The sequence below is a fragment of the Kitasatospora sp. NPDC101801 genome, assembly GCF_044766665.1.
Classification (GTDB): domain Bacteria; phylum Actinomycetota; class Actinomycetes; order Streptomycetales; family Streptomycetaceae; genus Kitasatospora.
The window spans coordinates 164,329-187,856 of record NZ_JBIWML010000011.1 but is presented as its reverse complement, the minus strand read 5'-3'; the positions used below and the strand labels follow the sequence as shown (position 1 = coordinate 187,856).

Sequence of the window (23,528 nt, the reverse complement as noted above, 5' to 3'; positions counted from 1 at the left end):
TTCCTGATCGACGACACCTCGATCAACACCACCAGCTGACCCCCGGTCAGTAACCACACTCCGGACCCCGGCCGCCGCGAGCAGCCGGGGTCCGGCCACGTCCTGCACCGGAGGAGCGCAGGGCCGTCCGTGTGAGCTGTCCGAAACCGCCGCGCAACACGAAACGCGGCCGAAACACGGGCGTCCGCAACCGGTAATCCGTGCCGTCCAGACTCCCTCCCACCAGCGCACACACCCCACCCACGGTGCGCGGTTCGGGAAGGCTCCACATGCTCCTCGCTGACACCTCCGCCGGGCTCGACACCGGCGACACGGCCTGGCTGCTGGCCAGCACCGCGCTAGTCCTGCTGATGACCCCGGGGCTGGCGCTGTTCTACGGCGGCATGGTCCGCACCAAGAGCGCGCTCAACATGATCATGATGAGCTTCGTCTCGATCGCGGTGGTCACCGTGGTCTGGCTGCTCGCCGGGTACACCCTCGCCTTCGGTCCCGACCTCGGCGGACTCGGTCTGATCGGCGGGCTCGACCACCTCGGGATGACCGGCATCACGCCGGCCTCGCTGACCGGCCGGGTGCCCACCCTGCTGTTCGCCACCTTCCAGCTGACCTTCGCGATCATCACCGCCGCGCTGATCAGCGGTGCGGTCGCGGACCGGGCCAGTTTCGGGGCCTGGGTGGCCTTCACGGCGGTCTGGACCCTGCTGGTCTACGTCCCGGTCGCGCACTGGGTGTTCGCCCCGGACGGCTGGATCCAGTCCCGGCTGGGCGCGCTGGACTTCGCCGGCGGTCTGGTGGTCGAGGTCAACTGCGGGGCCAGCGGCCTGGCCCTGGCCCTGGTGCTCGGCCCCCGGCTCGGCTTCCGGAAGGAGGCCATGCGACCGCACAACCTGCCGCTGGTGCTGCTCGGCGCCGGCCTGCTCTGGTTCGGCTGGTTCGGCTTCAACGCGGGCTCCGCGCTGGGCGCCAACGGCACCGCCGCCGCCGTGCTGCTGAACACCCAGGCGGCCGGCTGCACCGGCCTGCTCGGCTGGCTGCTGGTGGAGAAGCGCCGTGACGGCCACGCCACCACGCTCGGCGCCGCCTCCGGCGCGGTGGCAGGACTGGTCGCGATCACCCCGTCCTGCGGCAGCGTCGACCTGCTCGGCGCCCTGGTGATCGGCCTGGTGGCCGGGGTGGTCTGCTGCTACGCGGTCAGCTGGAAGTTCCGGTTCGGCTATGACGACGCGTTGGACGTGGTCGGCGTGCACCTGGTCGCCGGGGTGATCGGCACGGTGCTGATCGGCGTCTTCGCCTCCGCCGTGATGACGGGCGGCGCCACCGGTCTGCTGCACGGCGGATTCACCCAGATCGGCAAGCAGTTGCTCGCGGTGCTGGTGGTGGGCGCCTACGCGTTCTGCGCCTCGTACGGGATCGGCAAGCTGATCGACCGGGTGATGGGTTTCCGCGCCTCGGCCGAGCACGAACAGACCGGCCTGGACCTCGCCGTGCACGCCGAGACCGCGTACGATCACGGCGTCCTGGGCCACGGCAGCGCCGCGTCCCACGCTCCCACTGCTGTGAAGGCCCCCGTCGCATGAAGCTGATCACCGCCGTCGTCAAGCCGTTCAAGCTGGACGAGGTCAAGAACGCGCTGCAGGCGCACGGGGTGCACGGACTGACCGTCACCGAGGCCAGCGGCTACGGCCGGCAGCGCGGCCACACCGAGGTCTACCGGGGCGCGGAGTACACCGTCGACCTGGTGCCCAAGGTCCGGATCGAGGTCGTGGTCGAGGACGAGGAAGCCGAGGTGGTGGTCGGCGCCATCGTCGAGGCGGCCCGGACCGGGAAGATCGGCGACGGCAAGGTCTGGGTGGTGCCGGTGGACAGCATCGTCCGCGTCCGGACCGGGGAGCGTGGCCCGGACGCGGTCTGACGACTCGTCAGGCGGTCAGTGCTCGATCCGGCTGGTCCGGTCGGCCAGGGCCTGGCCGGTGTCGAGGGTGCGCTGCGGCACCTTCAGCTGCCAGCGCGGGTCGGTCACCATCGCTTCCAGCCGGTCGAGGCCGATCGGCGGTACCAGCCGGGTCTTCGTGATCGGGGGGCTGATCGTGCCGGTGCCCGCCGTGATCCGGAGCACCACGCCGTCCGGCCGCCGCACGTGCACGTTGAAGCTGTACAGGCCGCTCGCGCCGGTGGCGGTCACGACACTCTCCAGCTGCCCGCCGTCCGGGAGCACCCGGGTGGTGCAGCTCGCCGGGAGCGCCCCCGGGGGCCTGGGGGTGTCGCCTTCGGTGGGCACGTCGGCGCAGCCGAAGGCGGGCAGCGACCGCGAGTCCGGCTCGATGCTCACGCTGACGGTCGAGGCGCCGTGACCGTCGTCGTACTCCACGTAGAGGTCGGTGACATGGTCGGACATCGGCTTGCCGTCGAACCGGTCGTTCTCGAAGTGGGCGAACCCTGCACCTGCCGGGAGCATTGCGGCCAGCGTCCCGAACATGGCCTCCGAGGTCACCTTGAACAACGGCTCGGTGGGGCCGGGGTTGGGGGACGGGGTGGGGCTCGGGGACGGTGCGGCGGAGGCCGACGCGGTGTCGGCGGCCACCGCCAGGGTGGGGCGCGCGCCGCCGGGCGCGGGCCACTGCACCACCGCCGTGGTGGCCGCCAGCGCCGCGACGGTCAGGGCGGCACCGGCCGTCCGCAGGCGGCGGTGCAGCCGCCTGCGCCGGCCGAGGCGGTGGCTCTCGGCCACCAGGACGGCCACCGGCGGATCGATCTCCCTGACGACCTGGCCGAACAGCTCGTCAAGTCCCGGGTCACATTCCATGGTTCTACTCCTCAACGCTGTGTCGGTGGGTGTGCATCACAGGCGGAACAGGAGTTCGCGGTCCTCGCCGAGCAGCTCGCGGAGCTTGGCCAGTGACCGGGTGGTGAGGGCCTTGACCGCTCCGGCGGACACCCCCATCAGCTCGGCGACCGACTCCACGCTGTGGTCCTCCACGTACCGCAGCACCACCACCGCCCGGTTCCTGGGCGGTAGTCGGTCCAGCGCTGCGAGGAGGGTGAGGCGCAGGTCGGTACCCCCGTGCCCCCCTGCCACCTCACCCTCCGGCAGCTCGGCCGAGACGATCTCGCCGGACCGGCGCAGCCGCCGCTGCGAGAGGTACATGCGCAGCAGTACCTTCCGCGCGTAGGCGTCCAGCCCCGGCTCGTCCCGGCCACGCCTCAGCCGTCCCCAGACCGCGAACATCTTGGCGAGCGTGTTCTGCACCAGGTCCTGCGCCTGGTGCCAGTCACCGCACATCAGGTACGCGATCTGGAACAGCCTTCTGGCCCTGGTACTCGCGAACTCCTCGAACTCCATCTCCGCCCCCGACCGGTCGTCCTGCTCGACGTCACCCCTATCGACGCTCCGACCGCCGCCGAGGTATCACGTCGATCCGGACACCGCGACGGCCGACCTCCGGGCGGGGGTCGGCCGTCGCGGTGGTGAGGGGTCGTCAGGCGCGGGCCAGGTAGCCGTTGTCGATCAGCCAGAGGACGTTCAGCCGGGCCGGTGCACCGGGGACGTGTCGGGCGTCCAACTGGAACTGCCAGCCGTAGCCGGGCTGGCCGAACCACGGGGCGATCGGGCCCGCGTCGACGGTGAACGGCTTGGTGACCTGGTACACGTGGTAGTTGCAGGGGGCGGCGGGGTCGCTGTCCAGGCTCTGCGGGGGGATCGCGCGGGTGGCGTACGGGAGGCCCTCGGGGGCCAGGTAGGAGCCGTACTCGCTGCCGTAGCGGTCGATCCGCTGACCGGCCCCCAGGGTCTGCTGGATCTCCAGCGGGGTGCCGTCGGGGGCGGTGACGTAACCGTCGGCGGGAGGGTAGCGCCAGGAGCTGGCCGTGGCGTCGTAGTACGTGTCGAGGAAGGCCTGCTCGGTCAGGGTGCCGGTGCGCGAGTAGCCCCAGAGCTGGCGGCCGACCGGGCCGGTCCGGGGGAGCTGCTCGGGGCCCAGGCGCTTGTCGCCGTGGAAGTCCTCGGTGGAGCACTCGGCGGAGTACGCCCCGACGGCGGCGGGGGCGGCGGTCGCGGTGTCGACCAGCACGGTGCCGGCGAGCAGGGTGGCGGTCATGCCGATGGCGGCCAGGGCCTGACGGATCCTCATGCGGGGTTGCTCCAGGGGTGATCGGGCGGATACGGAACGTGATCATCGAACCGGTGGCGCCGGTCCCCCGTCAACCGGAACGCGCGGATGTGGCCGAGAGGCCGCCAGGTGACCGATCCGTTGCCTCGGCGAGTCTTGACGGCGGGTCGGAGCGGCCGTAGGTTCAGCGCATTGCAAGTTTCCAGCAAGTTTCAAGGGTCTTGCAGAAACGAAACACCCCACGCTGACGGTGCATCACCGGCGCGTCCCCGGAACGGGATCGGCACCCCACCCCACCCGCCGTCCCGGCTCCGCCCCACCCCTGCCGTGCCCACCCGCGCCCACGCGGGTGATCCCAGGCTGCCCACCCAGCCCCCTGGAGACATCGTGGTCACCACCTCCCCCCGGCGCCGCGCGGTCGGCGCCGCCGCCGCCTCGGCCGCCCTCGCGCTCTCGATCGGCACCGGGCTCTCGCTCGCGCCGACCGCCCAGGCCACCCCGCCGGGCAGCAAGGACGTCACCGCCACGCTCTTCGAGTGGCGCTTCGACTCCGTCGCGAAGGCCTGCACCGACACCCTCGGCCCGAAGGGCTACGGCTTCGTCGAGGTCTCACCGCCCCAGGAGCACATCCAGGGCGCCCAGTGGTGGACCTCCTACCAGCCCGTCAGCTATCAGATCGCCGGACGGCTCGGCGACCGGGCCGCGTTCCGGAACATGACCACCACCTGCCACGCGGCGGGCGTCAAGGTGATCGCCGACTCGGTGGTCAACCACATGTCGGCCGGCTCCGGCACCGGCACCGGTGGCACCGCCTACACCAAGTACAACTACCCGGGCTACTACCAGGACCAGGACTTCCACTCCTGCCGCTCGGCGATCAGCAACTACGCCGACCGCGCCAACGTGCAGAACTGCGAGCTGGTCAACCTCTCCGACCTCAACACCGGCTCCACGTACGTCCAGCAGACCATCGCCAACTACCTGAGCGACCTGCTCTCGCTCGGTGCGGACGGCTTCCGGATCGACGCCGCCAAGCACATGGCCGCCACCGACCTGGCGGGCATCAAGGCGAAGATGAGCAACCCGAACGCCTACTGGGCGAGCGAGGTCATCTACGGGGCGGGCGAGCCGGTCCAGCCCTCGGAGTACACCGGTGTCGGCGACGTGGACGAGTTCCGCTCGGCGACCTGGCTGAAGAGCGCCTTCAACGGCGGGAAGCTGGCCGACCTGGGCAACTGGGGCAGCGGCCTGCTGGGCAGCTCGCAGGCCCGTACCTTCGTCGACAACTGGGACACCGAGCGGAACGGATCGACCCTCAGCTACAAGAACGGCTCCGCGTACACCCTGGCCAACGTCTTCCTGCTGGCCCACCCGTACGGTTCGCCGAACGTCTACTCCGGCTACGCCTTCGACAGCAACGACGCCGGGCCGCCGAACGGCGGCACCGTCAACTCCTGCTACAGCGACGGCTGGAACTGCACGCACGCCTGGCGCCCGGTGGCCAACATGGTCGGCTTCCGGAACGCGGTGAGCGGCACCGGCATCACCAACTGGTGGTCCAACGGCAACAACGCGATCGGCTTCGGCCGGGGCGACAAGGGCTACGTGGCGATCAACCGGGAGAGCGGCGCGGTCACCCAGACCTTCCAGACCGCGCTCCCGGCCGGCGTCTACTGCGACGTCGAGCACGGCGACTTCGCGGCGGGCAGCTGCTCCGGCGTCGCCTACACGGTCGGCTCGGACGGGAAGTTCACCGCCACCGTCGGTGCGGGCGACTCGGTCGCGCTGCACGTCAACGCCAAGGGCGGCAGCGCGGCCACCCCGACCCCGACGCCGACCGGCGGCAACTCGGCCACCGTCTTCTACAGCACCAGCAAGAACTGGGCCGCCTACAACCTGCACTACGCACCGACCGGTGGAACCTGGACCACCGCCCCCGGGGTGGCGATGGCCGCCGCCTGCACCGGCTGGGTGAAGAAGACCGTCGCGCTCGGCAGCGCGAACGGCCTGGCCGCCACCTTCAACAACGGCTCCGGCACCTGGGACAACAACAACAGCGCCAACTACGCCTTGGGCAGCGGGAACGTCACGGTCAAGGACGGGGTGGTCGGCAGCGGTGACCCGTGCGCCACGGCCACCGCGAGCCCGACCGCCGGCGCCGCCACCGGCGCCTCGTTCGCGGTGACCGCCACCACGGCGACCGGGCAGAACGTCTACCTGGTCGGCAGCAACCCGGCGTTGGGCGGCTGGGACACCGGCAAGGCGCCGGCGCTCTCCTCGGCGGGCTACCCCGTCTGGAGGCTCGACGTCGCGCTGGCCGCCGGCACCGCGTTCGAGTACAAGTACGTCCGCAAGGACGCCGCCGGCACGGTGACCTGGGAGAGCGGGGCCAACCGGACCGCCACCGTCCCGGCGAGCGGGCTGGTCACGCTGAACGACACCTGGCGGAGCTGAGCACGGGAGTGCTGATCCGCCGTCAGGACTGGCCGGTCGTTCCGGCCCCCGGTGCACGGGGGAGGGGACGACCGGTCACGGCCGTCGGGGCGAAACCGCCCGTTCGAGTGATGGGTCCCGCGGCGCGGGCCACGGGACCCGGGCGCCACGGGACCATCGGCGGATGGGCAACACCTCCACCATCCTCGATCTCCAGCTCCACGGCGGCCGCTGGGACGGCCACCACAAGCGCGTCAGGTCCGTGGCGCCGCCGCCGTCCCTGCGGATGGCGCTCCGGGCCGAGCTGCCGGTGATCGAGGTGGGGGAGTACTGGCCGACCACCAGCGTGTACCGCCTGACGGTGGAGGGCCCGGTTCCGCACTACCGGCACTGGGGGGACGAGTAGGCCCGATCGCCTTGCCGGCGACCGAAGTTGAACCAGTTCACGTTCACGAAGTCGGCCGACTGACGGGAGGCCGCCGTCGGCCAGGCGTGGAACCAGTACACCGCCCAGCAGTTGACCCTTACCGGGCTGAACCAGACCTTCCGTACTTCCTCGACAAGCCCACCACCGCCGAGGTGACGGCCCGCTCCGGTGCCCTGGCCCGGAGCGCCAGAGCTCGGTGAAGATCCTCCCCGACAGCAACCCGCCGAGCCGCCTCACCATCGGCATCGGCTGGTGAGCCGCCCTGCGCACCGCTGAGTCCGGCGTCCGGTCAGGCCGCGGTCAGTGCGCCGTCAGGCCAGGCGGGCACAGTGGTGTCACGCCGAAGGGGCAACGCACCGCCCCGGAGGCTTGGGAGAGGTGCCCGGAGTGGCTGATCGGGTGCCTGGCCGGTAACGGTCGAGCAGGGCCTCTCGGGGTCCGCGCAGGTTCGAATCCTGCCCTCTCCGCCGACCGGATGCCGCGATCCGGCGCCACGCCGGGTGGCCCCGGCCGGGTCAGCCGCGGCCGATGTACGGCATCGTGGTGGCCAGCACGGTGGCGAACTGGACGTTGGCCTCCAGCGGGAGTTCGGCCATGTGTCGGACGGTGCGGGCGACGTCGGCGACGTCCATGGTGGGCTCGGCGGCGATCCGGCCGTCGGCCTGGCGGACGCCGGTGGACATCGCGGCGGTCATCTCGGTGGCGGCGTTGCCGATGTCGATCTGGCCGCAGGCGATCCGGTACGGACGGCCGTCCAGCGACAGGGACTTGGTCAGGCCGGTGACGGCGTGCTTGGTGGCGGTGTAGGCGATGCTGCCCGGGCGCGGGGTGTGGGCGGAGATCGATCCGTTGTTGATGATCCGGCCGCCCTGGGGGTCCTGACGCTTCATCAGCCGGAAGGCGCCCTGCGCGCAGAGGAAGGCGCCGGTCAGGTTGAGGTCCACCACCGCGCGCCAGCCCTCGACGGTGAGGTCCTCCAGCGGGACCGAGGGTCCGAAGGTCCCCGCGTTGTTGAAGAGCAGGTCGATCCGGCCGAAGTGCTCGGCGGTCGCGGCGAACAGCGCGTCCACGGCGGCCGGGTCGGTCACGTCGGTGGGGACGGCGAGCGCCGCCCCGGGCCCGGCCTCGGCGGCCACCGCGTCCAGCGGCTCGGTCCGGCGTCCGGCCAGCACCAGCCGCCAGCCGTGGGCGGCCAGCTCCAGGGCGACGGCGCGGCCCACGCCGCTGCCTGCTCCGGTGACGACGGCGACCTGCTGCGACATCTGCACTCCTCGGCTGGTACGGGCCCCTCGATGATCGCGCACGGACGGACCGGCCGTCACTTGTCGGAGCGTCCAGGAGCGGAGCGGAGTGCGGCCCTCCGGGTGAGCGGAACCGCCGGAACCGGAGCGGGCAGGGTTATTTGCCGGCCGAAACCAAGTCCGCCGCCTCGCTAGAGTGTCCGAAAGGAGGCAGTCAACGTGGAGAACCGACCCGGGCGGCCGCAGGGCCTGGTCACGGCAGGACAGCGGGCCCAGCTGATGCGGCAGGGCAACGCCTCCGCGGTGCTGCGCGCCGTCCTCGCGCACGGCCCCGTCTCGCGGGCCGAGATCGTCCGGCACACCGGGCTGTCCGCCCCCAGCGTCACCAAGCTGACCGCCGCGCTGATGGAGGTGGAGCTGCTCAACGAGCTCGCCCCGGTGGAGCCCACCCAGGGCCGCCCCCGGGTGCCGCTGCGGGTGGACGGCGACCGGATCGTGGCGCTCGGCCTGCACATCGGGCTGCTCCGGACCACCTTCGGCCTGGTCGGGCTGGACGGCAGCGTGATCGCCGAGCGCGAGCTCCCGCACCACGAGCTGCCCGACCTCTCCCCGGCCCGGATCACCGAGCAGGCCGTCCAGGGTGTCCGGACCTTCCTGGCCGAGCGGCTGGACGGCCGCCGCCTGGTCGGCACCGGCGTCAGCATCGGCGGCTGGGTGGACGGCGACAGGGGCCTGGTGGTCGAGCACGGCCCGCTCGGCTGGCGGGGCGTCAACCTGCCCGCCCTGCTGGCCGACCGGCTGCCCGGGCCGCTGGTGCTGGAGCAGACCGTCCGGGCGATCGCCCGGGCCGAGCTGTGGTTCGGGGCCGGCCGCGAGGTCGACGACTTCGTGCTGGTCATGATCGGCAACGTGCTGGGTGCCGCGCTCGTGGTCGACCGCACCGTGCACCGCGGTCCCGGCGCGGCGGCCGGCGCGATCGAGCACCTGCTCGCCACCGACGACCCCGGGGTGCGCTGCCCGGTCTGCGGTACCGGCTGTCTCAGCGCCGTCGCCTCCGACACCGCGCTGGTGGACAGGGCCCGCAGCCTCGGGGTGATCCCGGACGACCCGGCGGACGGCGCCGCGCTGGCGCTGGAACGGCTGGTCGCGGCGGCCCGCCCGGCCGGCTCGGGCACCGGCGACGAGCGGGCCCAGGAACTGCTGCGGACCCGGGCCCGCCAGGTCGGCCGCGCGGTGGCCGGCCTGGTGGACCTGATCAACCCCAGCCGGGTGGTGCTGGCGGGCGGCATCCTGGTCGCCGACGAGTACCTGGACGAGCTGCGCACCGAGGTCGGCCGCCGCAGCCACCGCGGCCTGGCGGTCGCCGACGACATCGTCCCGGCGGTGTTCGGGGCCCGGACGCTGGTGCGCTCCTCGGCGGTGCCGGTGCTGGAGCGGGTGATCACCGAGCCGTTCACCGCGCTCGGGATGCTGTGAGAGTGGTCACGGGTGCCGCCCGGTGCCGCCGGCAGGGCGTCGGGTCGGCTGCTCCAGAGCCCGGCCGGAGGCGGACGGCCCGGTCGTCCGGCGGGGGTCGACCCCCGCCGCCCGGCGGGATGTCGGTGCTGGGGCCGGAAGATCGCAACCGCCCCTCCCCGCGCCTGCGTCGTAGGATTCCGGACGGCGCACTCACCCCTCCGGGGGCGTGACGCCGACCTCGGCCGGGACCTCTGGTACCCCGCCGCGGCCTCACCTCGGGGCCACCGTCCTGGCCGGTCCGCCCGGACGAGAGACCGGTCGGAGAGAGACCTTGCCGCTCAAGCGCAGCCGTACCGCCCTGTCCGCCGTGAGCGTGCTCGCGCTCGCCCTCGGTCTGGCGGCCTGTGGGAGTGAGCCGAGCACGCCCGGCTCGGGCGGGCAGGCGGCCGGCGACGGTGCGAAGACGCCGTCCGCGGCGCAGAGCAGCACGCCGCCGCCCAAGCCGACCAAGGTGCTGATGCCCACCGGTCCGGCCGCCGACCTGAAGAAGGTGCGGGACACCGCGGCGGGGCCGATCACGGTGACCACGCTGACCGGCGCGAAGTCCGGGGTCACCGGCAAGGTCTGGGTCTGGCTGCCGCCGGAGTACAACGACCCGAAGTTTGCCAAGACCGGCTTCCCGGTGCTGACCCTCTACGCGGGCGGCCAGAGCGCGGGCTACAACACCTGGACCGACAACCAGCTGCCGATCGAGGAGATCGGTGCGCAGCTGTCGAAGGAGGGCAAGGCCCACCCGTTCATCATGGTGATGCCGGTGCAGAACCTGGACTCCAACGAGGCCAAGGCACTGGAGTGCGCCGACATCCCGGGCCAGCCGAAGATCGGCACCTGGATGGCGCAGGACATCCCGGACTTCGTCAAGGCCAACTTCCGCACCGTCAAGGGCCGGGACGGCTGGGGCCTGATGGGCGCCTCCACCGGTGCGTTCTGCAGCGCCAAGCTGGCGCTCCAGCACCCGGACGTGTTCAAGGCCGCGGTGCCGATCGACGGTTACTTCAACCCCGACTCCCCGCTCTGGAAGGGGCACGACGCGGAGCGGCTCGCCAACAGCCCCGACGAGCTGGTCGCCAAGGGCGCCGACGTCCGGCTGCTGGCCACCGCGGGCGGTGCCAACGCGTACGAGATCAAGCTGGTCAAGAAGTGGGTGGCCAAGGCGGCGGCCCCGACCACGGTCGAGTACTACGAGCAGCCCGGCGGCAAGCACCTCACCTCGGACTTCAAGAAGATGATCCCGGTGACCCTGGAGTGGCTGACCAAGAACCTGGCCGGGCCGGAGGGCGACTGACCGTCCGTCGGCGGCGGCAGGCCGCTGACCTGCACGTCAATCAGACATTGATTCGACTCTGATGGTCTGTCACCACCCTGGAGACCCGAGCCGGGGCGCCGCGACTGCGACGCCGCACCGGCCCTGTCTCAGCCAGTCGTGAAGAGAGTGCCATGCCCAGCCACCTGCTGCCCGTCGAATCTCCCCAGGTCCCCGCCCAGCCGGGCGCGGAGCGCAAGGTGCAGCCCGCCGCCGAGGCGATCCCGTTCGCCGGGCTGCGGCTGGTGCACGCCGCGCTCCGCCGCGACCTGGTCCGGCTTCCCAACGCCCTGCGACTGCTCCAGCCCGAGGACACCGCCACCGCCGAGGCGATCCAGCGGCACTGGGACTTCGTCACCGCGATGCTCACCTGCCACCACGAGCAGCAGGACACCCGGCTCTGGCCGCTGCTGCGCCGGTTCGCGCCCGAACTCCGGCTGCTGCTCAACTGGTTGGAGTCCGACCACCACAACCTCGACCACTCCTTCACCCGGGTCACCACGCTGGTCCGGATCGCCACCAGGGATCCGGCCAGCGCCTGGTCGGTGGCGTACGCGGTGGAGGAGCTGGCCGCCCGGCTGGAGACCCATCTGCGGATCGAGGAGCGGCAGTTGCTGCCCCGCCTGGACGGCATCTTCCCGGCCGGCTCGCGGATCGGCACCCTGCCCGAGCTGCTCGACCTGCTCCGCGCGGCGGACGGGCCGAACACCTCGGACGCGCTGGTCTGGCTGCTGGAGGGGGTGGACCCGGTGCAGGTCGACCGGCTGCTGGCGGACTGCGACGACAGCACCGCCCGGCACTGGCCGCACTGGCGGGACACCTACGCCCGGTGCACCGACGAACTCTGGGGCCCGCAGTCCTGACCGGCGACCGGGTTGGTAGCGTCCACGGATGCCTCCGCTCTTCGAACCGCAGCTGCTGACCCGTCTCGGCCAGGCTCGCAAGATCCTGATCGCCGGGGCGGGCGGCGGCTTCGACGTGTACGCCGGACTGCCACTGGCCCTCGCGCTGCGCGCGGCCGGCCGGGAGGTCCACCTGGCCAACCTGTCGTTCAGTCACCTCTACGGCCTGGACAGCGACATCTGGCTGGAGTCCGAGGTGGCGGAGATCCGCCCCGACACCCGCTCAGCCGAACCGTACTTCCCGGAGCGGACGCTGGCCCGCTGGCTCCGCCTGCACGGCATGCCCGACACCGTCTGGGCGTTCGGCTCGGTCGGCGTGCAGCCGCTGCGGGCCGCCTACCGGGCGCTCTGCGCACACCTCGGCATCGACGCGATCGTGCTGGTGGACGGCGGCACCGACATCCTGATGTGCGGCGACGAAGCGGGCCTGGGCACCCCCGAGGAGGACATGGCCAGCCTGGCGGCGGTGGCCGGGATGCCGGAGATACCCGTCCGGCTGGTCAGCTGCCTCGGCTTCGGCGTGGACGCCTACCACGGTGTCAACCACTCGCTGGTGCTGGAGAACCTGGCCGCCCTCGACCGGGCGGGCGGCTACCTCGGCGCCTTCTCGCTGTCCCGGGACAGCCGGGAGGGCACCCTCTACCTGGACGCCGTCGAACACGCGCGAGCGGCCTTCCCCGAACACCCCAGCATCGTGCAGGGCTCGGTGGCGGCCGCCCTGCGCGGCGAGTTCGGCGACGTCCGGTTCACCGAGCGGACCAAGGGCGCCGCGCTCTTCGTCAACCCGCTGATGACGCTCTACTTCTCGGTCACCGTGGAGGCCCTGGCCGCCCGCAACCGCTACCTGGACCGGATCGAGCGCACCCACCTGATGCGTCAGATCAGCACCGTCATCGAGGAGTTCCGCGACACCCTGCCCCAGCAGCGACCGCCCCGGATGTTCCCGCACTAGGGCTTCCGGGCGGCCGCCAGGATCTTGACGGTGGTGTGGAAGAACCGCGAAGTGGCGTGCCCCCGGTAGGACTTGGGGAAGGTGGTGGCCGGGTTGGTGGTCATCCGGCCGCCCCGCAGGTGCAGCACGGTGAAGGCCGCGCCCGGGGTGGCGCCGATGATCTCCCAGTCGCCCTTGGCGGAGCGGATCGGGAGCTCCAGCCCGTCGGGCAGCGGCTCGGAGAGGAAGAGCACGCAGAGCCGGACCTCGGGTGTCACCTCGACGCCCGCGAACGGGTCGGCTTCGACCAGCTCGGAGATCTCCTCGACGGTGCGCAGCAGCACCGGCACGGCGTAGCCGAGGGCCTGCTCCAGGTGCTGCTCGATCCGGGCTGTCAGGGCGGCCCGGTCGGTCTCGGCGGTGCTGAAGAAGACGTTGCCGCTCTGGATGTACGAGCGCACCTCGCCGAGCCCGAGCTCGGCGAACAGCGCGCGCAACCGCTCCATCTTCACCGTCCGCCCGCCGACGTTGACGGCCCGCAGGAACGCGATGTACGTGGTGGTCCCGGTCATGGCGCCAGTGTCGCAGCAGCCACTGTCAGCGGCCGCTGGGACACTGGGGGGATGACGACCTGGCAGGATTTCGAACGAGAGGCCCCGGACTTGGCGCCTGCGGTGCGCGCCCGGTTCGAGGCGAACCGGCACCATGTGCTGGCCACCCTGCGGGCGGGCGGGGCGCCCCGGGTGAGCGGCACCGAGGTGCAGTTCATCGGGGCCGATCTGACCTTCGGCTCGATGTACGGCGCGGTGAAAGCGCTCGACCTGCGCCGGGACGGCCGCTTCGCGCTGCACAGCAACCCGTCCGACCCGACCATGGCCGGCGGCGACGCGAAGGTCTCCGGCCTGGCCCGCGAGCTCACCGACGAGGTCGAGCTGAGCGCGTACGCGGCCGAGCTGCCGGCCCCGCAGCCCGGCCCGTTCCACGCCTTCCGGCTGGAGCCGACCGAGGTGGTGCTGACCGAGGTGGCGGGCGACGAGCTGGTGATCCGCTCCTGGCGTCCCGGCCAGGAGGTGCGGACGGTCCGGCGGAGCTGACCCGGGGTCAGCCCGGCCGGCGTCGGCCCGGGGTCAGCCGGCCAGGACGGCGCGCACCGCCTCCGGCGTCCGGGCGACCACCGCGTGACCGTCGTCGGCCGTGATGATCGGCCGCTGGATCAGGACGGGGTGCTCGGCCATCGCCGCGATCCAGCGGCCCCGGTCGCCGTCGGTCCGGCTCCACTGCTTCATGCCGAGCTCCTTGGAGACCGGCTCCTCCAGCCGGGTGATGTCCCAGGGCTCGAGCCCGAGCCGGACGAGCACCTGCTCCAGCTCGGCGACGCTCGGCGGGTCCTCCAGATAGCGGCGGACGGTGTACTCGGCCTTGGCCGCTTCCAGCTCGCCGAGCGCGCTACGGCACTTCCCGCAGCGCGGGTTGATCCAGATCTCCATCCGGCCAGCCTACTCAGGAAGCCGGGACCGACGAGCCACGACGGTCCGGGCGCCGGCGATCCGGGTCGGGAACTCCGCGGTCCACCGGGGGGTTGAGTGGGGAAGTGCCGACGGGAGGGGCGGGGATGAACGGCGAGGAGATCATCGGCCGGTTGCTCGACGCGGAGGGCCGGGCCGATCCGTACCCCCTCTACGCCCGGGCGCACCGGCTCGGCCCGGTGAGCGAGGCGGGGCCGAACATGGTGCTCGCCGTCGGCCACCGGGAGGTCAACCAGGTGCTCCGCTCCACCGCGTTCCACGTCCCGGACGCGGCGCTGCGGGAGCGCTGGGAGGACGGCTATCTGGAGCACAGCTCCAAGGTGCTGCTCGGCGCCTCGATGCTGGAGACCAACGCGCCCGACCACGGCCGGATGCGCTCACTGATCGCCTCGGTGTTCACCGCCCGCCGGGTGGCCGCGCTGGAGCCCGCCGTGGTGGCGGCGGTCGACGGGCTGCTGGCCGAGCTGGCCGAGGCCGGTGCCGACGGCGCGCCGGTCGACTTCATGGACGCCTTCGCCTACCGGCTGCCGGTCGGGGTGATCTGCGAGCTGCTCGGCGTCCCGGCCGAGGACCGGCACCGGTTCCGGCCGCTGGCGGACGACCTGACGGCCGCGCTCGAGCTGCTCCCGTCCGACCCGGAGCTGGCGGCGGCCGACGCGGCCGCCGACGAACTCGCCGACTACTTCACGGAGTTGGCGGCCAAGCGGCAGGCCGAGCCGACCGACGACCTGGTCAGCGCCCTGGTGCAGGCCGCCGCCGCCGACCACGGTCGGCTGTCCGGGCGGGAGCTGCTGGCCAACCTGGTGCTGCTGCTGGCCGCCGGCTTCGAGACCACCGCCAACCTGCTCGGCAACGGGCTGGCACTGCTCTTCGAGCACCCTGCCGAGCGGGCCGCCCTGCGGTCCGGGGAGGTCACCCCGGCCGGGCTGGTGGACGAGGTGCTGCGGTACGACTCGCCCGTGCAGCTCACCTCCCGGATCTCGCTCAGCGACGAGCTCGCGGTCGGCGGCGTCCCGACCCCGTACGGCACCGGGATCTACCTGCTGCTCGGCGCGGCCAACCGCGACCCCGCCCGCTACCCGGACCCGGAGCGGTTCGACCCGCGCCGCACGGACAGCCAGCCGGTCAGCTTCGGTGGCGGCCCGCACTTCTGTCTCGGGGCCCAACTCGCCCGGCTGGAAGCCACGGTGGCGCTGCCCGCACTGCTCGACCGGTTCCCGGACCTCGCCCCGGCCAGGGCGCCGAGCCGCCGCAGCGGCCTGGTCCTGCGCGGCTTCCACACCCTCCCGGTCGCCCTCCGGGGATGAGCCGCGGCAACCCCGACCCGAAGGGCCGCCGCCGAGCACCCGATCGAGCTCCGGGTCGGCGCTGAACTGCCCACCGGGTCAGCCCGGTTGAAGGCCGGTACGGCCCAGAAGCTGGTGGTCAGGCTGCTCTCCGTCACCGTGATCCGGCTCGGCAGCACCTACGGGAGCCTGCTGGTCGACCTCCGGGCCCCGCTGAGTGCTCCCACCGGGCGCGCAGGACTTTGGTCCGGTGCGCCCGGGGCCTCGGTCGGCGACGATGGACGGGCAGCGGTACGCCCCCGGAGGTCCCCTTGTCCACGCCCGACCCGCAGACCACCGCTCCGGTGGGAGCACTCAGCGGGGCCCGGACCCCTCGCTGGGTCCGGGCCCTGCCGGCCCTGCTGGTGGCCGTCGACCTGACCGCCGAGTACGCCGCCTCGGCCCACATCGCGGCCGGCTTCCCGCTCACCGTGCTCCCGGTCCTGGTCGCGTTCGGCTACGGCCCCGTCGCGGTCGCGCTGAGCACCTTCGGCACGGTGGCCCTGCAGGGCGTGATGGCCGAACGGGTCGGCCACCTCACCGAGCAGCACCACCTGTGGATCTACCTCGCCACCGCGGTGGCCGGCGTCCTGGGCGCCGTGCTGTCCTGGCAGCGGATCAGACAGGAGCACGACCTGGTCCAGGTCCGCTCGGTCGCCGAGGCCCTGCAACGCACCGTGCTGCACCCCGTCCCACCGCGCAGCGGCGGCCTGCGCACCGCCGGTCTCTACCGGGCGGCCCAGGCCGAGGTCCCGATCGGCGGCGACCTCTACTCGATCTGCGAGACCAGGTACGGCACCCGGGTGCTGCTCGGCGACGTCCGGGGCAAGGGTCTGGACGCCGTCCGCACCGTCGCCGACCTGCTCGGCGCGTTCCGGGCGATGGCCGACGAGACCGGGAGCCTGAACGACCTGGCCGACCTGCTGGACCGTCAGCTGCAACGGGTCGCTGGCGACCGGGACGACCAGGAGCTCTTCGCCACCGCCACGCTGCTCCAGCACGACCCCGCGACCGGCCGCTGCCTGCTGGTCAACCGGGGCCACCACGCCCCGCTGGTGACCGGACCGGCCGGGGTCCGGGAGGTGGACGCCCCCGAGCAGCTCCCGCTCGGCCTGGGCGGCCTCACCGCCGCGGCCCCCGCCGCCCCGGCGGCCTTCACCCTGGAGCCCGGCCACACCCTGCTGCTGTTCACCGACGGCCTCACCGAGGCCCGCGACCGGGCCGGGGAGTTCTACCCCGTCGCCGAGCGTCTCGCCGTCCTCGCCGGCACCGACCCGGAGCACCTGGTGGCCGCCCTCGACGCGGATGTCCGCGCCCGCTGCGGCCTGCTCACCGACGACCTCGCGATCCTGGCCCTGACCCCGCTCGGTCCCGGCCCGGACGGTCCGTCAGACTGATCCGGTGCAGTCCGACGACCCCGCCCTGATCCCGCCGATCCCTCCGGACCGGCCGTCCCTGCTGCGCTGCCGCCGCTGCGGCCGACCGCTGCACGACCCGGAGTCCCGGATCCTCCGCCTCGGCCCGGGCTGCCGGGGCCCCGAGGACGTCACCCAGGTCGTCCCGGGCGAGCAGGACCCGCTGTTCTGAGGGTCACTCCCGGCTGTAGGCGGCGGCGACCAGGCCGACCACTCCGACGGTGAGCACGGTGGCGATGAGGAACTTCCAGGTCTTCGTCATGCCATGCCCAACGCCCACCCCCACCAGGGGAAACGTCCTGTCACCCGGGCGGCGGCGCGGTTCGGGCCCGGTGCCGGGGGAGCGACCCTCAGGGAGCGGTCGTACCGTGGACGGGGGCCCACCTGGAGGAGGCCGTGATGCCCGGTTCGATGGCGATCAGCCACACGGACGCGCTGGTGATGCTCAGCCACACCGACGCGCAACGGCTGGCGACCGTACTGCGGGAGATGTCCGCCCTGCTGGCGCAGCCGGGCGGGAACCGGCTGTCGGACGCGCAGGTCGAGGCGCTGTGCGAGGGACGGCTCGGCCGCGACGAGCTGGCCGAGTGGTCGCGGAGGCTCTCCGGCTACCTGACCGATCACCTCTGACCACCTGCCCGCTGCGGGTGCGGGCCCGGGTGCGGCATCGGATGATGGGCGGTGACCGCAGGCGGAGCGCGAGGAATGAGGGCGCAGGGTGCTGGACGACGCCTCCTCGCGCCGGACCCAGGACCTGCTGCGGCAGCTGCTGGACGGTACCGAGGCCGGGGTGGTGGTCTTCGACCCCGAGCTCTGCTTCCAGTACGTCAACCCCACCCTGGCGCGGATGAACGGTCTGGCCGCTGCCGACCACATCGGCCGCCCGGTCCGGGAGGTGCTGCCCGGTCTCGACGCGCGCGAGGACATCCTGCGCCAGATCCTGGCCGACGGCATCCCCCGGGAGATCACCTCCAGCGGCCACACCCTGGCCGGCTCGGACCGGCCGCGGCGGTTCTGGCACGCCGCCTACCACCGGATCGAGGAGGACGGCCGGGTGGTCGGCCTGGTGGGCATCCTGGTGGAGGTCACGGAGGCGCACGAGCAGCAGCGCAACCTGGAGCGCGCCCGGGCCCGGCTGGCCGTGCTGGACCAGGCGGCCACCGTGATCGGCACCACCCTCGACATGGACACCACCTGCCAGGAGCTGGCGGCCTTCCTGGTCCCGGAGCTCGCGGACGCCGCGACCGTGGAGGTCTTCCCGCACGAGGCCGACCCAGGGGCCCGTCCGGTGCCGGCCGGCACCCTGCGGCTGCGGCGGGCCGGCCTGGCCGCCGTCCCCGGGCTGCTGGCGCGGGTGCGCAGCTTCGGCGAGCCCGGTACCTACGTCGACTACCAGCCGGGGTCCTCGATCCAACGCTGCCTGGAGTCCGGCCGTCCGATGGTCGACAACGTCTTCACCGACGCCGAGCTCAGCCGGTCGGCCCCCAACCCGGACCGGGTGGCCGCCTACCGGGCGAGCGGTCTGCACTCGGCGCTGGTGGTGCCGCTGTCCTGCCGGGACAAGCCGGTCGGCACCGTCACCCTGCTGCGGGCCGACGACTCGCCGGCCTTCGACGCCGACGACGTGGCCACCGCCCAGGACCTGGCCCGCCGGGCCGCGATCGCCCTGGACAACGCGCGGCGCTACACCGCCGAGCACCACATCGCCCTGGAGCTGCAACAGGCGCTGCTGGCCGCGCCGGGCCGCCCGCACCCGGGCCTGGACATCGCCACCCGCTACCTGCCCTCGGGGGCCAGCGCGCTGGTCGGCGGGGACTGGTTCGACGCGATCGCGCTGCCGCAGGGCCGGACCCTGCTGGTGATCGGCGACGTGATGGGCCACGGCGTGCAGGCCGCCGTCGACATGAGCCACTACAACTCGATGCTCAAGGTGATCGCCCGTCAGCAGCCCGCCCCGCACCTGATCCTGGACACCCTCGACGCGCTGATGACCGAGGCCGCCGCCGAACGTCCGGCGACCTGCCTGCTGGTCCTCGCCGACCCGGTCCGCGGCGAGTGCACGTACGCCAGCGCCGGGCACCTGCCGCCGTTCCTGATCGAGGCCGACGGCAGCAACCGGCTGCTCCACCTGCCGACCGGCCCGCCCCTGGGCGTCGGCCGGGGCGGGCACACCTCCGTCACGGTGCCGTGCGGCCCCGGCCGCACCCTGCTGCTCTACACCGACGGCCTGATCGAGCGCCGGGGCGAGGACATCGACGTCTCACTGGACCGCCTGAACACCCTCCGCCCGCTGCCCGGCGCCGCGCTGACCGAGATCCTCGACCACGTCCTGCACACCCTCACCCCGCCCGGCACAGTCACCGAGGACGACATCGCCATCCTGGCCGCCCGCTTCCGGGCGTCCGACTGAACTACCGTTGCCCGACCGGGGAGTGGCCGAGCCCGCAGAGCAACCGCCCGACCACCAGGACGGCCAGTGCCACGGTGGCCAGATGGGTCACCATCAGCCAGAACAGCGCCCGCCGCCAACGCCGCGCGGTGCCCACCCCGCTCTCCGGCCCCGCCCGGTCGGCACCGATGGCGGCACCGGACAGGACCGGCAGGACCAGCACCGACACGACGTCGGTGACGAACACCAGACACCACAGGTCGAGAGCCAACGGCACCGCGCCGTACGCGGCGGCCACCCCCCAGTGCACACGATCAGTCGCTGCGTACCCCCGCACGTCGCTCCCCCCGAGTCCCGTCGGCATCCGGCCGCAGCCAGTCTGACGGCCCCTCAGAAGCCCTGTCGTGGCCACGCCCCCAACCGAGACCGGAGCGGTACGCCCCGGTGATGCGGGACTCCGGCTCGCGCCCCACCCACCCGACGCGCCGCTGCCGCGGCCCGACGCATCGTCGGACCGCGGCAGCGGGAGCTGAGCCGAACTGCGTTTCCGCAGTTCAGGGGGCTCTTTAGAGATCGTAGTAGAGCTCGAACTCGTGCGGGTGCGGCCGCAGTGCGATCGGGGCGATCTCGTTGTTGCGCTTGAAGTCGATCCAGGTCTCGATCAGGTCCGGGGTGAACACGCCGCCCGCGAGGAGGTATTCGTGGTCGGCCTCCAGGGCCTCCAGGACGGCGCCGAGGGAGGCCGGGACCTGGGGGACGGAGGCGTGCTCGTCGGGGGCCAGCTCGTAGAGGTCCTTGTCGACCGGCTCCAGTGGCTCGATCTTGTTCTTGATGCCGTCCAGGCCGGCCATCAGCATCGCGGCGAAGGCGAGGTAGGGGTTGGAGGACGGGTCGGGGGCGCGGAACTCGATGCGCTTGGCCTTCGCGTTGGAGCCGGTGATCGGGATCCGGATCGCGGCCGAGCGGTTTCGCTGCGAGTAGACCAGGTTGACCGGGGCCTCGAAGCCGGGGACCAGGCGGTGGTACGAGTTCACCGAGGGGTTGGTGAAGGCGAGCAGCGAGGGGGCGTGCTTGAGCAGGCCGCCGATGTAGTAGCGGGCCATGTCGGAGAGGCCCGCGTAGCCCTGCTCGTCGTAGAACAGCGGGGAGCCCTCGGTCCACAGCGACTGGTGGACGTGCATGCCCGAGCCGTTGTCGCCGAAGATCGGCTTCGGCATGAAGGTGGCGGTCTTGCCGTTCCGCCAGGCGACGTTCTTGATGATGTACTTGAACAGCATCAGGTCGTCGGCGGCGTGCAGCAGGGTGTTGAACTTGTAGTTGATCTCGGCCTGCCCGGCGGTGCCCACCTCGTGGTGCTGGCGCTCCACCTCCAAGCCGGCGGCGGCGAGTTCGAGGGACATCTCGGCGCGCAGGTCGGCGAAGTGGTCGACCGGCGGGATCGGGAAGTAGCCGCCCTTGTACTTGACCTTGTAACCACGGGCGTCGCCCTCGGCGGAGCCGGAGTTCCAGGCGCCGGCCTCGGAGTCGATGTGGTAGTACGAGGCGTTCGCGCTGGTCTCGAAGCGGACCGAGTCGAAGACGTAGAACTCGGCCTCGGGCCCGAAGTACGCGGTGTCGGCGATGCCGGAGGAGGCGAGGTAGGCCTCGGCCTTCTTGGCGACGTTGCGCGGGTCCCGACTGTAGGCCTCGCCGGTGATCGGGTCCTGGATGAAGAAGTTGATGTTGAGGTGCTTCTCCTTCCGGAACGGGTCGAGCCGGGCGGTGGTCAGGTCGGGGACGAGTGCCATGTCGGACTCGTGGATCGCCTGGAAACCGCGGATCGACGAACCGTCGAACATCAGCGTCTCGGACGGGTCGAAGGTCGCCGCAGGCACTGAGAAGTGCTGCATGACGCCCGGCAGGTCGCAGAACCTCACGTCGACGAACTTGATGTCGTTGTCCGCGATGTACTGCTTGACCTCGGCGGCGTTGTTGAACATCCATCCTCCTCAGCGGGCCGTGTGGTGGCTCACCCTAGGAATCTGCCGTTTCCGGTTGGTGACTCCACCGTTTCCTGCATGTTAACCGCGCTGCTCCGGCGGGCGGCAAACGCCCACGGTTCCGGGCAAAACGCCACCCCTGGTGAGGGGATGTCCGACCAGTGGTCTGGACCATTCGGGAAGGGCGGACGGAGCGGAATCACCCGTACGGGGGGAGGGGCCCGAAGATCGTCCGCACTGCCCGGATAGTGTGGATTCGTGGACACCAGAGATGCGTTGGGATCGTGGATCGACGGCCCGAAGACCGCCGCCGAGCGGATGGGTGCCGAGTTCGGCTACCGCGGTGAGCGCCTCGGTCTGCCGAAGGAGGGCCCCGGCGCGCTGGCCGGGCCGGGCCGGCGGATCGGCGCGCTGTGCGTCGACGGCTGGCTGTGCAGCCTGGTCGCGTACGGGTTGGTGAGCCAGGGTGGGGCGGCGAGCGCCAACATGTGGTCCACGCCGCTGTTCTACGTGATGACGGTGGTGCTGCTGGCGACCACCGGCACCACGGTCGGCAAGCGGCTGTTCGGCCTGCGGGTGGTCCGGCTGGACGGCGCCCGGGCGTCCATCCCGCAGGTGCTGCTGCGCACCCTGCTGCTCTGCCTGGTGGTCCCGGCCGTGGTCTGGGACCGGGACACCCGTGGTCTGCACGACAAGGCCGTCGGCACCGTCGAGGTCCGGATCTGACACTCTCCGGATCCGGTGCCCGGTCCGGGACGGAACGTCGGTACAAGTCGAACGGCCCCGCCGCGAGAGTCTCGCGGCGGGGCCGTGGTGTGTCGGTGGGGGAGCGGTCAGCGGGCCTGGCCGCCCTTGGGCATCCGGGCACCCTTGGGCATCGGGCCCTTGGGGATCGGCGCCTTGGAGAGCAGGTCGCCCAGGGCGCGCAGCCGGTCGTTGGTCTCGGTCACCTGACCGGGGGTGATCGCGCGCGGCAGACGCATCAGGTGCACCTGAAGCTTCTTCAGCGGCACCTCGCCCTCGCCGTTGCCCACCACGATGTCGTGCACCGGGACGTCGCCGACCACCCGGGCCATCTTCTTCTTCTCCGCCGCCAGCAGGCCGCGGACCCGATTCGGGTTGCCCTCGCCGATCAGCGCGATGCCGGGACGGCCGATCGCCCGGTAGACCGCGTCCTGGTTGCGGGTGACCGCGACCGGGGTCGGGTTGGCGCTCCAGCCCCGGCGGATGTTGTTCAGCACGGCCGCGACTGCGCCCGGCTGACCCTCCATTTGACCGAAGGCCGCCTTCTCGGCACGCCGGCCGAAGACGATCGCCATGGCCAGGAAGCCCACGATGAACCCGAGAATGCCCAGGTAGATGGGGTGGTCGATCGCAAAGCCGATGGCGAGGAAGACGCCGAAGGTGATGAGGCCGACGCCCGCGATGATCAGGCCGATTTTGGTGTCGACCTGCTTGGTCATTTTGTACGCCTGGCGGATCTGCTTGAGCCGCCCAGGTGTTTCCGATGTTTGCCTCGCCATAACGCTCATGGTACGTGGCGGGGGTACGGGATATCCAAGGGCGCCCCCAAACTGCAACCCGGACGCGCCCCGGGGCCCGCCGTCCGGCGGCAGCCGGGTACGGAATCGAACGTTCCGTACCCGGCCGGGGCGGGCGCGCGGTCAGGCTCGGCGGAGCGCGCCCGGCTGCTCGGCGGGAAGAGCGCGGCGGCCTCGGAGCGGTCGGTGGCGTGCCGACGGTTCTCGCAGACGGCCGACCAGGCGTTCCGGCGGGCCCGATGCTGGCCGCCCGCCAACAGCATCCGCTCGGTGCGCCGCAGGGCGTGAACCAGGATTCCGGTCTTCTTCGGCATGCTCTCAGCGTCCCCCACGGGTGTTACCGGACGGTGACCTGCCGGTCAAAGCCGGATGAAAAGACCGGGGCCGGGGGGGGCGGGGCGCCCCCCCCCCCGGGGCCCCCGCGCGGGGCAGACCCCCCCCCCCCCGCGGGGGGCCCCCCCCCGGGGGGACAACCCCCCCGCCCGGGACCCC

At 72.3% G+C, this 23,528-nt stretch carries 24 protein-coding genes, 1 tRNA gene and 2 pseudogenes; 18 read left to right on the top strand and 9 right to left on the bottom strand.

Annotated features, from left to right (window positions below):
- The first annotated feature begins 269 nt into the window (after nucleotides 1-269).
- Nucleotides 270-1,577: an ammonium transporter gene (locus ACIRPK_RS16260; RefSeq protein WP_403038689.1), complete on the top strand. Its 1,308-nt coding sequence runs from the start codon at nucleotides 270-272 to the stop codon at nucleotides 1,575-1,577.
- Entirely contained in the window at nucleotides 1,574-1,912 is a 339-nt protein-coding gene (locus ACIRPK_RS16255; protein ID WP_403038686.1) for a P-II family nitrogen regulator, read from the top strand. Before ACIRPK_RS16260 ends, ACIRPK_RS16255 begins: the two co-directional genes overlap by 4 nt.
- Before the next feature lie 15 nt (nucleotides 1,913-1,927).
- Here the strand turns inward: ACIRPK_RS16255 and ACIRPK_RS16250 are convergent, their stop codons facing one another.
- The 3 genes from ACIRPK_RS16250 to ACIRPK_RS16240 all read right to left on the bottom strand — a co-directional run bounded on the left by ACIRPK_RS16250 (nucleotide 1,928) and on the right by ACIRPK_RS16240 (nucleotide 4,127).
- The gene (locus tag ACIRPK_RS16250; protein WP_403038683.1) at nucleotides 1,928-2,803 is read right to left on the bottom strand and encodes a hypothetical protein; all 876 of its coding nucleotides are present in this window, start codon (nucleotides 2,801-2,803) and stop codon (nucleotides 1,928-1,930) included.
- A gap of 36 nt (nucleotides 2,804-2,839) precedes the next feature.
- The gene (locus ACIRPK_RS16245; protein ID WP_403038680.1) at nucleotides 2,840-3,340 is read right to left on the bottom strand and encodes a SigE family RNA polymerase sigma factor; all 501 of its coding nucleotides are present in this window, start codon (nucleotides 3,338-3,340) and stop codon (nucleotides 2,840-2,842) included.
- Nucleotides 3,341-3,476: 136 nt separating this feature from the next.
- A complete protein-coding gene (locus tag ACIRPK_RS16240; protein WP_403038677.1) occupies nucleotides 3,477-4,127 on the bottom strand; it encodes a TNT domain-containing protein in 651 nt (216 codons plus the stop codon).
- Between the two features lie 366 nt (nucleotides 4,128-4,493).
- Between ACIRPK_RS16240 and ACIRPK_RS16235 the strand changes: the two are divergent.
- The 4 genes and pseudogenes from ACIRPK_RS16235 to ACIRPK_RS16220 form a co-directional block, all read left to right on the top strand.
- Nucleotides 4,494-6,200: pseudogene (locus tag ACIRPK_RS16235) on the top strand (carbohydrate binding domain-containing protein); the annotation flags it as partial.
- A gap of 9 nt (nucleotides 6,201-6,209) precedes the next feature.
- Nucleotides 6,210-6,560, top strand: a complete 351-nt coding sequence (locus ACIRPK_RS16230) for a carbohydrate-binding module family 20 domain-containing protein (RefSeq protein WP_403038705.1) — start codon at nucleotides 6,210-6,212, stop codon at nucleotides 6,558-6,560.
- A gap of 163 nt (nucleotides 6,561-6,723) precedes the next feature.
- The gene (locus ACIRPK_RS16225) at nucleotides 6,724-6,945 is read left to right on the top strand and encodes a hypothetical protein (RefSeq protein ID WP_403038675.1); all 222 of its coding nucleotides are present in this window, start codon (nucleotides 6,724-6,726) and stop codon (nucleotides 6,943-6,945) included.
- 393 nt (nucleotides 6,946-7,338) lie between these two features.
- Nucleotides 7,339-7,433, top strand: a tRNA-OTHER gene (locus tag ACIRPK_RS16220).
- Nucleotides 7,434-7,481: 48 nt separating this feature from the next.
- Here the strand turns inward: ACIRPK_RS16220 and ACIRPK_RS16215 are convergent.
- Complete coding sequence (locus ACIRPK_RS16215) at nucleotides 7,482-8,228, bottom strand: SDR family oxidoreductase (protein WP_403038672.1); 747 nt, start codon at nucleotides 8,226-8,228, stop codon at nucleotides 7,482-7,484.
- Between the two features lie 198 nt (nucleotides 8,229-8,426).
- Between ACIRPK_RS16215 and ACIRPK_RS16210 the strand changes: the two genes are divergently transcribed.
- The 4 genes from ACIRPK_RS16210 (at nucleotide 8,427) to ACIRPK_RS16195 (ending at nucleotide 12,882) form a co-directional block, all read left to right on the top strand.
- Nucleotides 8,427-9,683: an ROK family protein gene (locus ACIRPK_RS16210; protein ID WP_403038669.1), complete on the top strand. Its 1,257-nt coding sequence runs from the start codon at nucleotides 8,427-8,429 to the stop codon at nucleotides 9,681-9,683.
- Nucleotides 9,684-9,996: 313 nt separating this feature from the next.
- Nucleotides 9,997-11,010: an alpha/beta hydrolase gene (locus tag ACIRPK_RS16205; protein ID WP_403038666.1), complete on the top strand. Its 1,014-nt coding sequence runs from the start codon at nucleotides 9,997-9,999 to the stop codon at nucleotides 11,008-11,010.
- 152 nt (nucleotides 11,011-11,162) lie between these two features.
- Entirely contained in the window at nucleotides 11,163-11,891 is a 729-nt protein-coding gene (locus tag ACIRPK_RS16200; RefSeq protein WP_403038663.1) for a hemerythrin domain-containing protein, read from the top strand.
- Between the two features lie 28 nt (nucleotides 11,892-11,919).
- On the top strand, nucleotides 11,920-12,882 hold the full coding sequence (locus ACIRPK_RS16195; RefSeq protein ID WP_403038660.1) for a DUF1152 domain-containing protein: 963 nt from the start codon (nucleotides 11,920-11,922) through the stop codon (nucleotides 12,880-12,882).
- On the opposite strand, the gene ACIRPK_RS16190 is transcribed toward ACIRPK_RS16195, so the two are convergent.
- Nucleotides 12,879-13,433, bottom strand: coding sequence for a DUF1697 domain-containing protein (locus ACIRPK_RS16190; RefSeq protein WP_403038658.1), 555 nt, complete (start codon nucleotides 13,431-13,433; stop codon nucleotides 12,879-12,881). The two genes, ACIRPK_RS16195 and ACIRPK_RS16190, sit on opposite strands and share 4 nt — an antisense overlap.
- A gap of 51 nt (nucleotides 13,434-13,484) precedes the next feature.
- Between ACIRPK_RS16190 and ACIRPK_RS16185 the strand changes: the two genes are divergently transcribed.
- Complete coding sequence (locus ACIRPK_RS16185; RefSeq protein WP_403038656.1) at nucleotides 13,485-13,955, top strand: pyridoxamine 5'-phosphate oxidase family protein; 471 nt, start codon at nucleotides 13,485-13,487, stop codon at nucleotides 13,953-13,955.
- Nucleotides 13,956-13,988: 33 nt separating this feature from the next.
- Here ACIRPK_RS16185 and ACIRPK_RS16180 read toward each other — a convergent pair whose 3' ends face one another.
- The gene (locus tag ACIRPK_RS16180) at nucleotides 13,989-14,348 is read right to left on the bottom strand and encodes an arsenate reductase family protein (RefSeq protein WP_403038654.1); all 360 of its coding nucleotides are present in this window, start codon (nucleotides 14,346-14,348) and stop codon (nucleotides 13,989-13,991) included.
- A 125-nt stretch (nucleotides 14,349-14,473) separates the two neighbouring features.
- Between ACIRPK_RS16180 and ACIRPK_RS16175 the strand changes: the two genes are divergently transcribed.
- The 6 genes and pseudogenes from ACIRPK_RS16175 (at nucleotide 14,474) to ACIRPK_RS16150 (ending at nucleotide 19,537) form a co-directional block, all read left to right on the top strand.
- On the top strand, nucleotides 14,474-15,694 hold the full coding sequence (locus tag ACIRPK_RS16175) for a cytochrome P450 (protein WP_403038652.1): 1,221 nt from the start codon (nucleotides 14,474-14,476) through the stop codon (nucleotides 15,692-15,694).
- 24 nt (nucleotides 15,695-15,718) lie between these two features.
- Nucleotides 15,719-15,883, top strand: a pseudogene (locus ACIRPK_RS16170) (N-acetylmuramic acid 6-phosphate etherase); the annotation flags it as partial.
- Between the two features lie 101 nt (nucleotides 15,884-15,984).
- Nucleotides 15,985-17,109, top strand: coding sequence for a PP2C family protein-serine/threonine phosphatase (locus tag ACIRPK_RS16165; RefSeq protein WP_403038649.1), 1,125 nt, complete (start codon nucleotides 15,985-15,987; stop codon nucleotides 17,107-17,109).
- Between the two features lie 4 nt (nucleotides 17,110-17,113).
- Nucleotides 17,114-17,299, top strand: coding sequence for a DUF6011 domain-containing protein (locus ACIRPK_RS16160; protein WP_403038647.1), 186 nt, complete (start codon nucleotides 17,114-17,116; stop codon nucleotides 17,297-17,299).
- A gap of 227 nt (nucleotides 17,300-17,526) precedes the next feature.
- Entirely contained in the window at nucleotides 17,527-17,757 is a 231-nt protein-coding gene (locus ACIRPK_RS16155) for a hypothetical protein (RefSeq protein WP_403038645.1), read from the top strand.
- Nucleotides 17,758-17,845: 88 nt separating this feature from the next.
- The gene (locus ACIRPK_RS16150; protein WP_403038643.1) at nucleotides 17,846-19,537 is read left to right on the top strand and encodes a SpoIIE family protein phosphatase; all 1,692 of its coding nucleotides are present in this window, start codon (nucleotides 17,846-17,848) and stop codon (nucleotides 19,535-19,537) included.
- 1 nt (nucleotide 19,538) lies between these two features.
- On the opposite strand, the gene ACIRPK_RS16145 is transcribed toward ACIRPK_RS16150, so the two are convergent.
- Both ACIRPK_RS16145 and glnA read right to left on the bottom strand, forming a co-directional pair.
- Nucleotides 19,539-19,826: a hypothetical protein gene (locus ACIRPK_RS16145; protein ID WP_403038641.1), complete on the bottom strand. Its 288-nt coding sequence runs from the start codon at nucleotides 19,824-19,826 to the stop codon at nucleotides 19,539-19,541.
- Between the two features lie 256 nt (nucleotides 19,827-20,082).
- Nucleotides 20,083-21,495, bottom strand: coding sequence for a type I glutamate--ammonia ligase (glnA, locus tag ACIRPK_RS16140; RefSeq protein ID WP_403038638.1), 1,413 nt, complete (start codon nucleotides 21,493-21,495; stop codon nucleotides 20,083-20,085).
- A gap of 258 nt (nucleotides 21,496-21,753) precedes the next feature.
- Between glnA and ACIRPK_RS16135 the strand changes: the two genes are divergently transcribed.
- On the top strand, nucleotides 21,754-22,221 hold the full coding sequence (locus ACIRPK_RS16135; protein ID WP_403038635.1) for an RDD family protein: 468 nt from the start codon (nucleotides 21,754-21,756) through the stop codon (nucleotides 22,219-22,221).
- Nucleotides 22,222-22,328: 107 nt separating this feature from the next.
- On the opposite strand, the gene ACIRPK_RS16130 is transcribed toward ACIRPK_RS16135, so the two are convergent.
- The gene (locus ACIRPK_RS16130; RefSeq protein ID WP_403038633.1) at nucleotides 22,329-23,018 is read right to left on the bottom strand and encodes a DUF4191 domain-containing protein; all 690 of its coding nucleotides are present in this window, start codon (nucleotides 23,016-23,018) and stop codon (nucleotides 22,329-22,331) included.
- Nucleotides 23,019-23,528: the final 510 nt, after the last annotated feature.

Excerpts from the sequence above, each read along its gene's own strand:
- ACIRPK_RS16225 (WP_403038675.1), top strand. The coding sequence starts at position 6,724 with ATGGGCAACACCTCCACCATCCTCGATCTCCAGCTCCACGGCGGCCGC.
- ACIRPK_RS16245 (WP_403038680.1), bottom strand. The coding sequence starts at position 3,340 with ATGGAGTTCGAGGAGTTCGCGAGTACCAGGGCCAGAAGGCTGTTCCAG.
- ACIRPK_RS16180 (WP_403038654.1), bottom strand. The coding sequence starts at position 14,348 with ATGGAGATCTGGATCAACCCGCGCTGCGGGAAGTGCCGTAGCGCGCTC.
- ACIRPK_RS16255 (WP_403038686.1), top strand. The coding sequence starts at position 1,574 with ATGAAGCTGATCACCGCCGTCGTCAAGCCGTTCAAGCTGGACGAGGTC.
- ACIRPK_RS16200 (WP_403038663.1), top strand. The coding sequence starts at position 11,163 with ATGCCCAGCCACCTGCTGCCCGTCGAATCTCCCCAGGTCCCCGCCCAG.
- ACIRPK_RS16130 (WP_403038633.1), bottom strand. The coding sequence starts at position 23,018 with ATGGCGAGGCAAACATCGGAAACACCTGGGCGGCTCAAGCAGATCCGC.
- ACIRPK_RS16155 (WP_403038645.1), top strand. The coding sequence starts at position 17,527 with ATGCCCGGTTCGATGGCGATCAGCCACACGGACGCGCTGGTGATGCTC.
- ACIRPK_RS16175 (WP_403038652.1), top strand. The coding sequence starts at position 14,474 with ATGAACGGCGAGGAGATCATCGGCCGGTTGCTCGACGCGGAGGGCCGG.
- glnA (WP_403038638.1), bottom strand. The coding sequence starts at position 21,495 with ATGTTCAACAACGCCGCCGAGGTCAAGCAGTACATCGCGGACAACGAC.
- ACIRPK_RS16185 (WP_403038656.1), top strand. The coding sequence starts at position 13,485 with ATGACGACCTGGCAGGATTTCGAACGAGAGGCCCCGGACTTGGCGCCT.
- ACIRPK_RS16215 (WP_403038672.1), bottom strand. The coding sequence starts at position 8,228 with ATGTCGCAGCAGGTCGCCGTCGTCACCGGAGCAGGCAGCGGCGTGGGC.
- ACIRPK_RS16190 (WP_403038658.1), bottom strand. The coding sequence starts at position 13,433 with ATGACCGGGACCACCACGTACATCGCGTTCCTGCGGGCCGTCAACGTC.
- ACIRPK_RS16250 (WP_403038683.1), bottom strand. The coding sequence starts at position 2,803 with ATGGAATGTGACCCGGGACTTGACGAGCTGTTCGGCCAGGTCGTCAGG.
- ACIRPK_RS16260 (WP_403038689.1), top strand. The coding sequence starts at position 270 with ATGCTCCTCGCTGACACCTCCGCCGGGCTCGACACCGGCGACACGGCC.
- ACIRPK_RS16240 (WP_403038677.1), bottom strand. The coding sequence starts at position 4,127 with ATGAGGATCCGTCAGGCCCTGGCCGCCATCGGCATGACCGCCACCCTG.
- ACIRPK_RS16195 (WP_403038660.1), top strand. The coding sequence starts at position 11,920 with ATGCCTCCGCTCTTCGAACCGCAGCTGCTGACCCGTCTCGGCCAGGCT.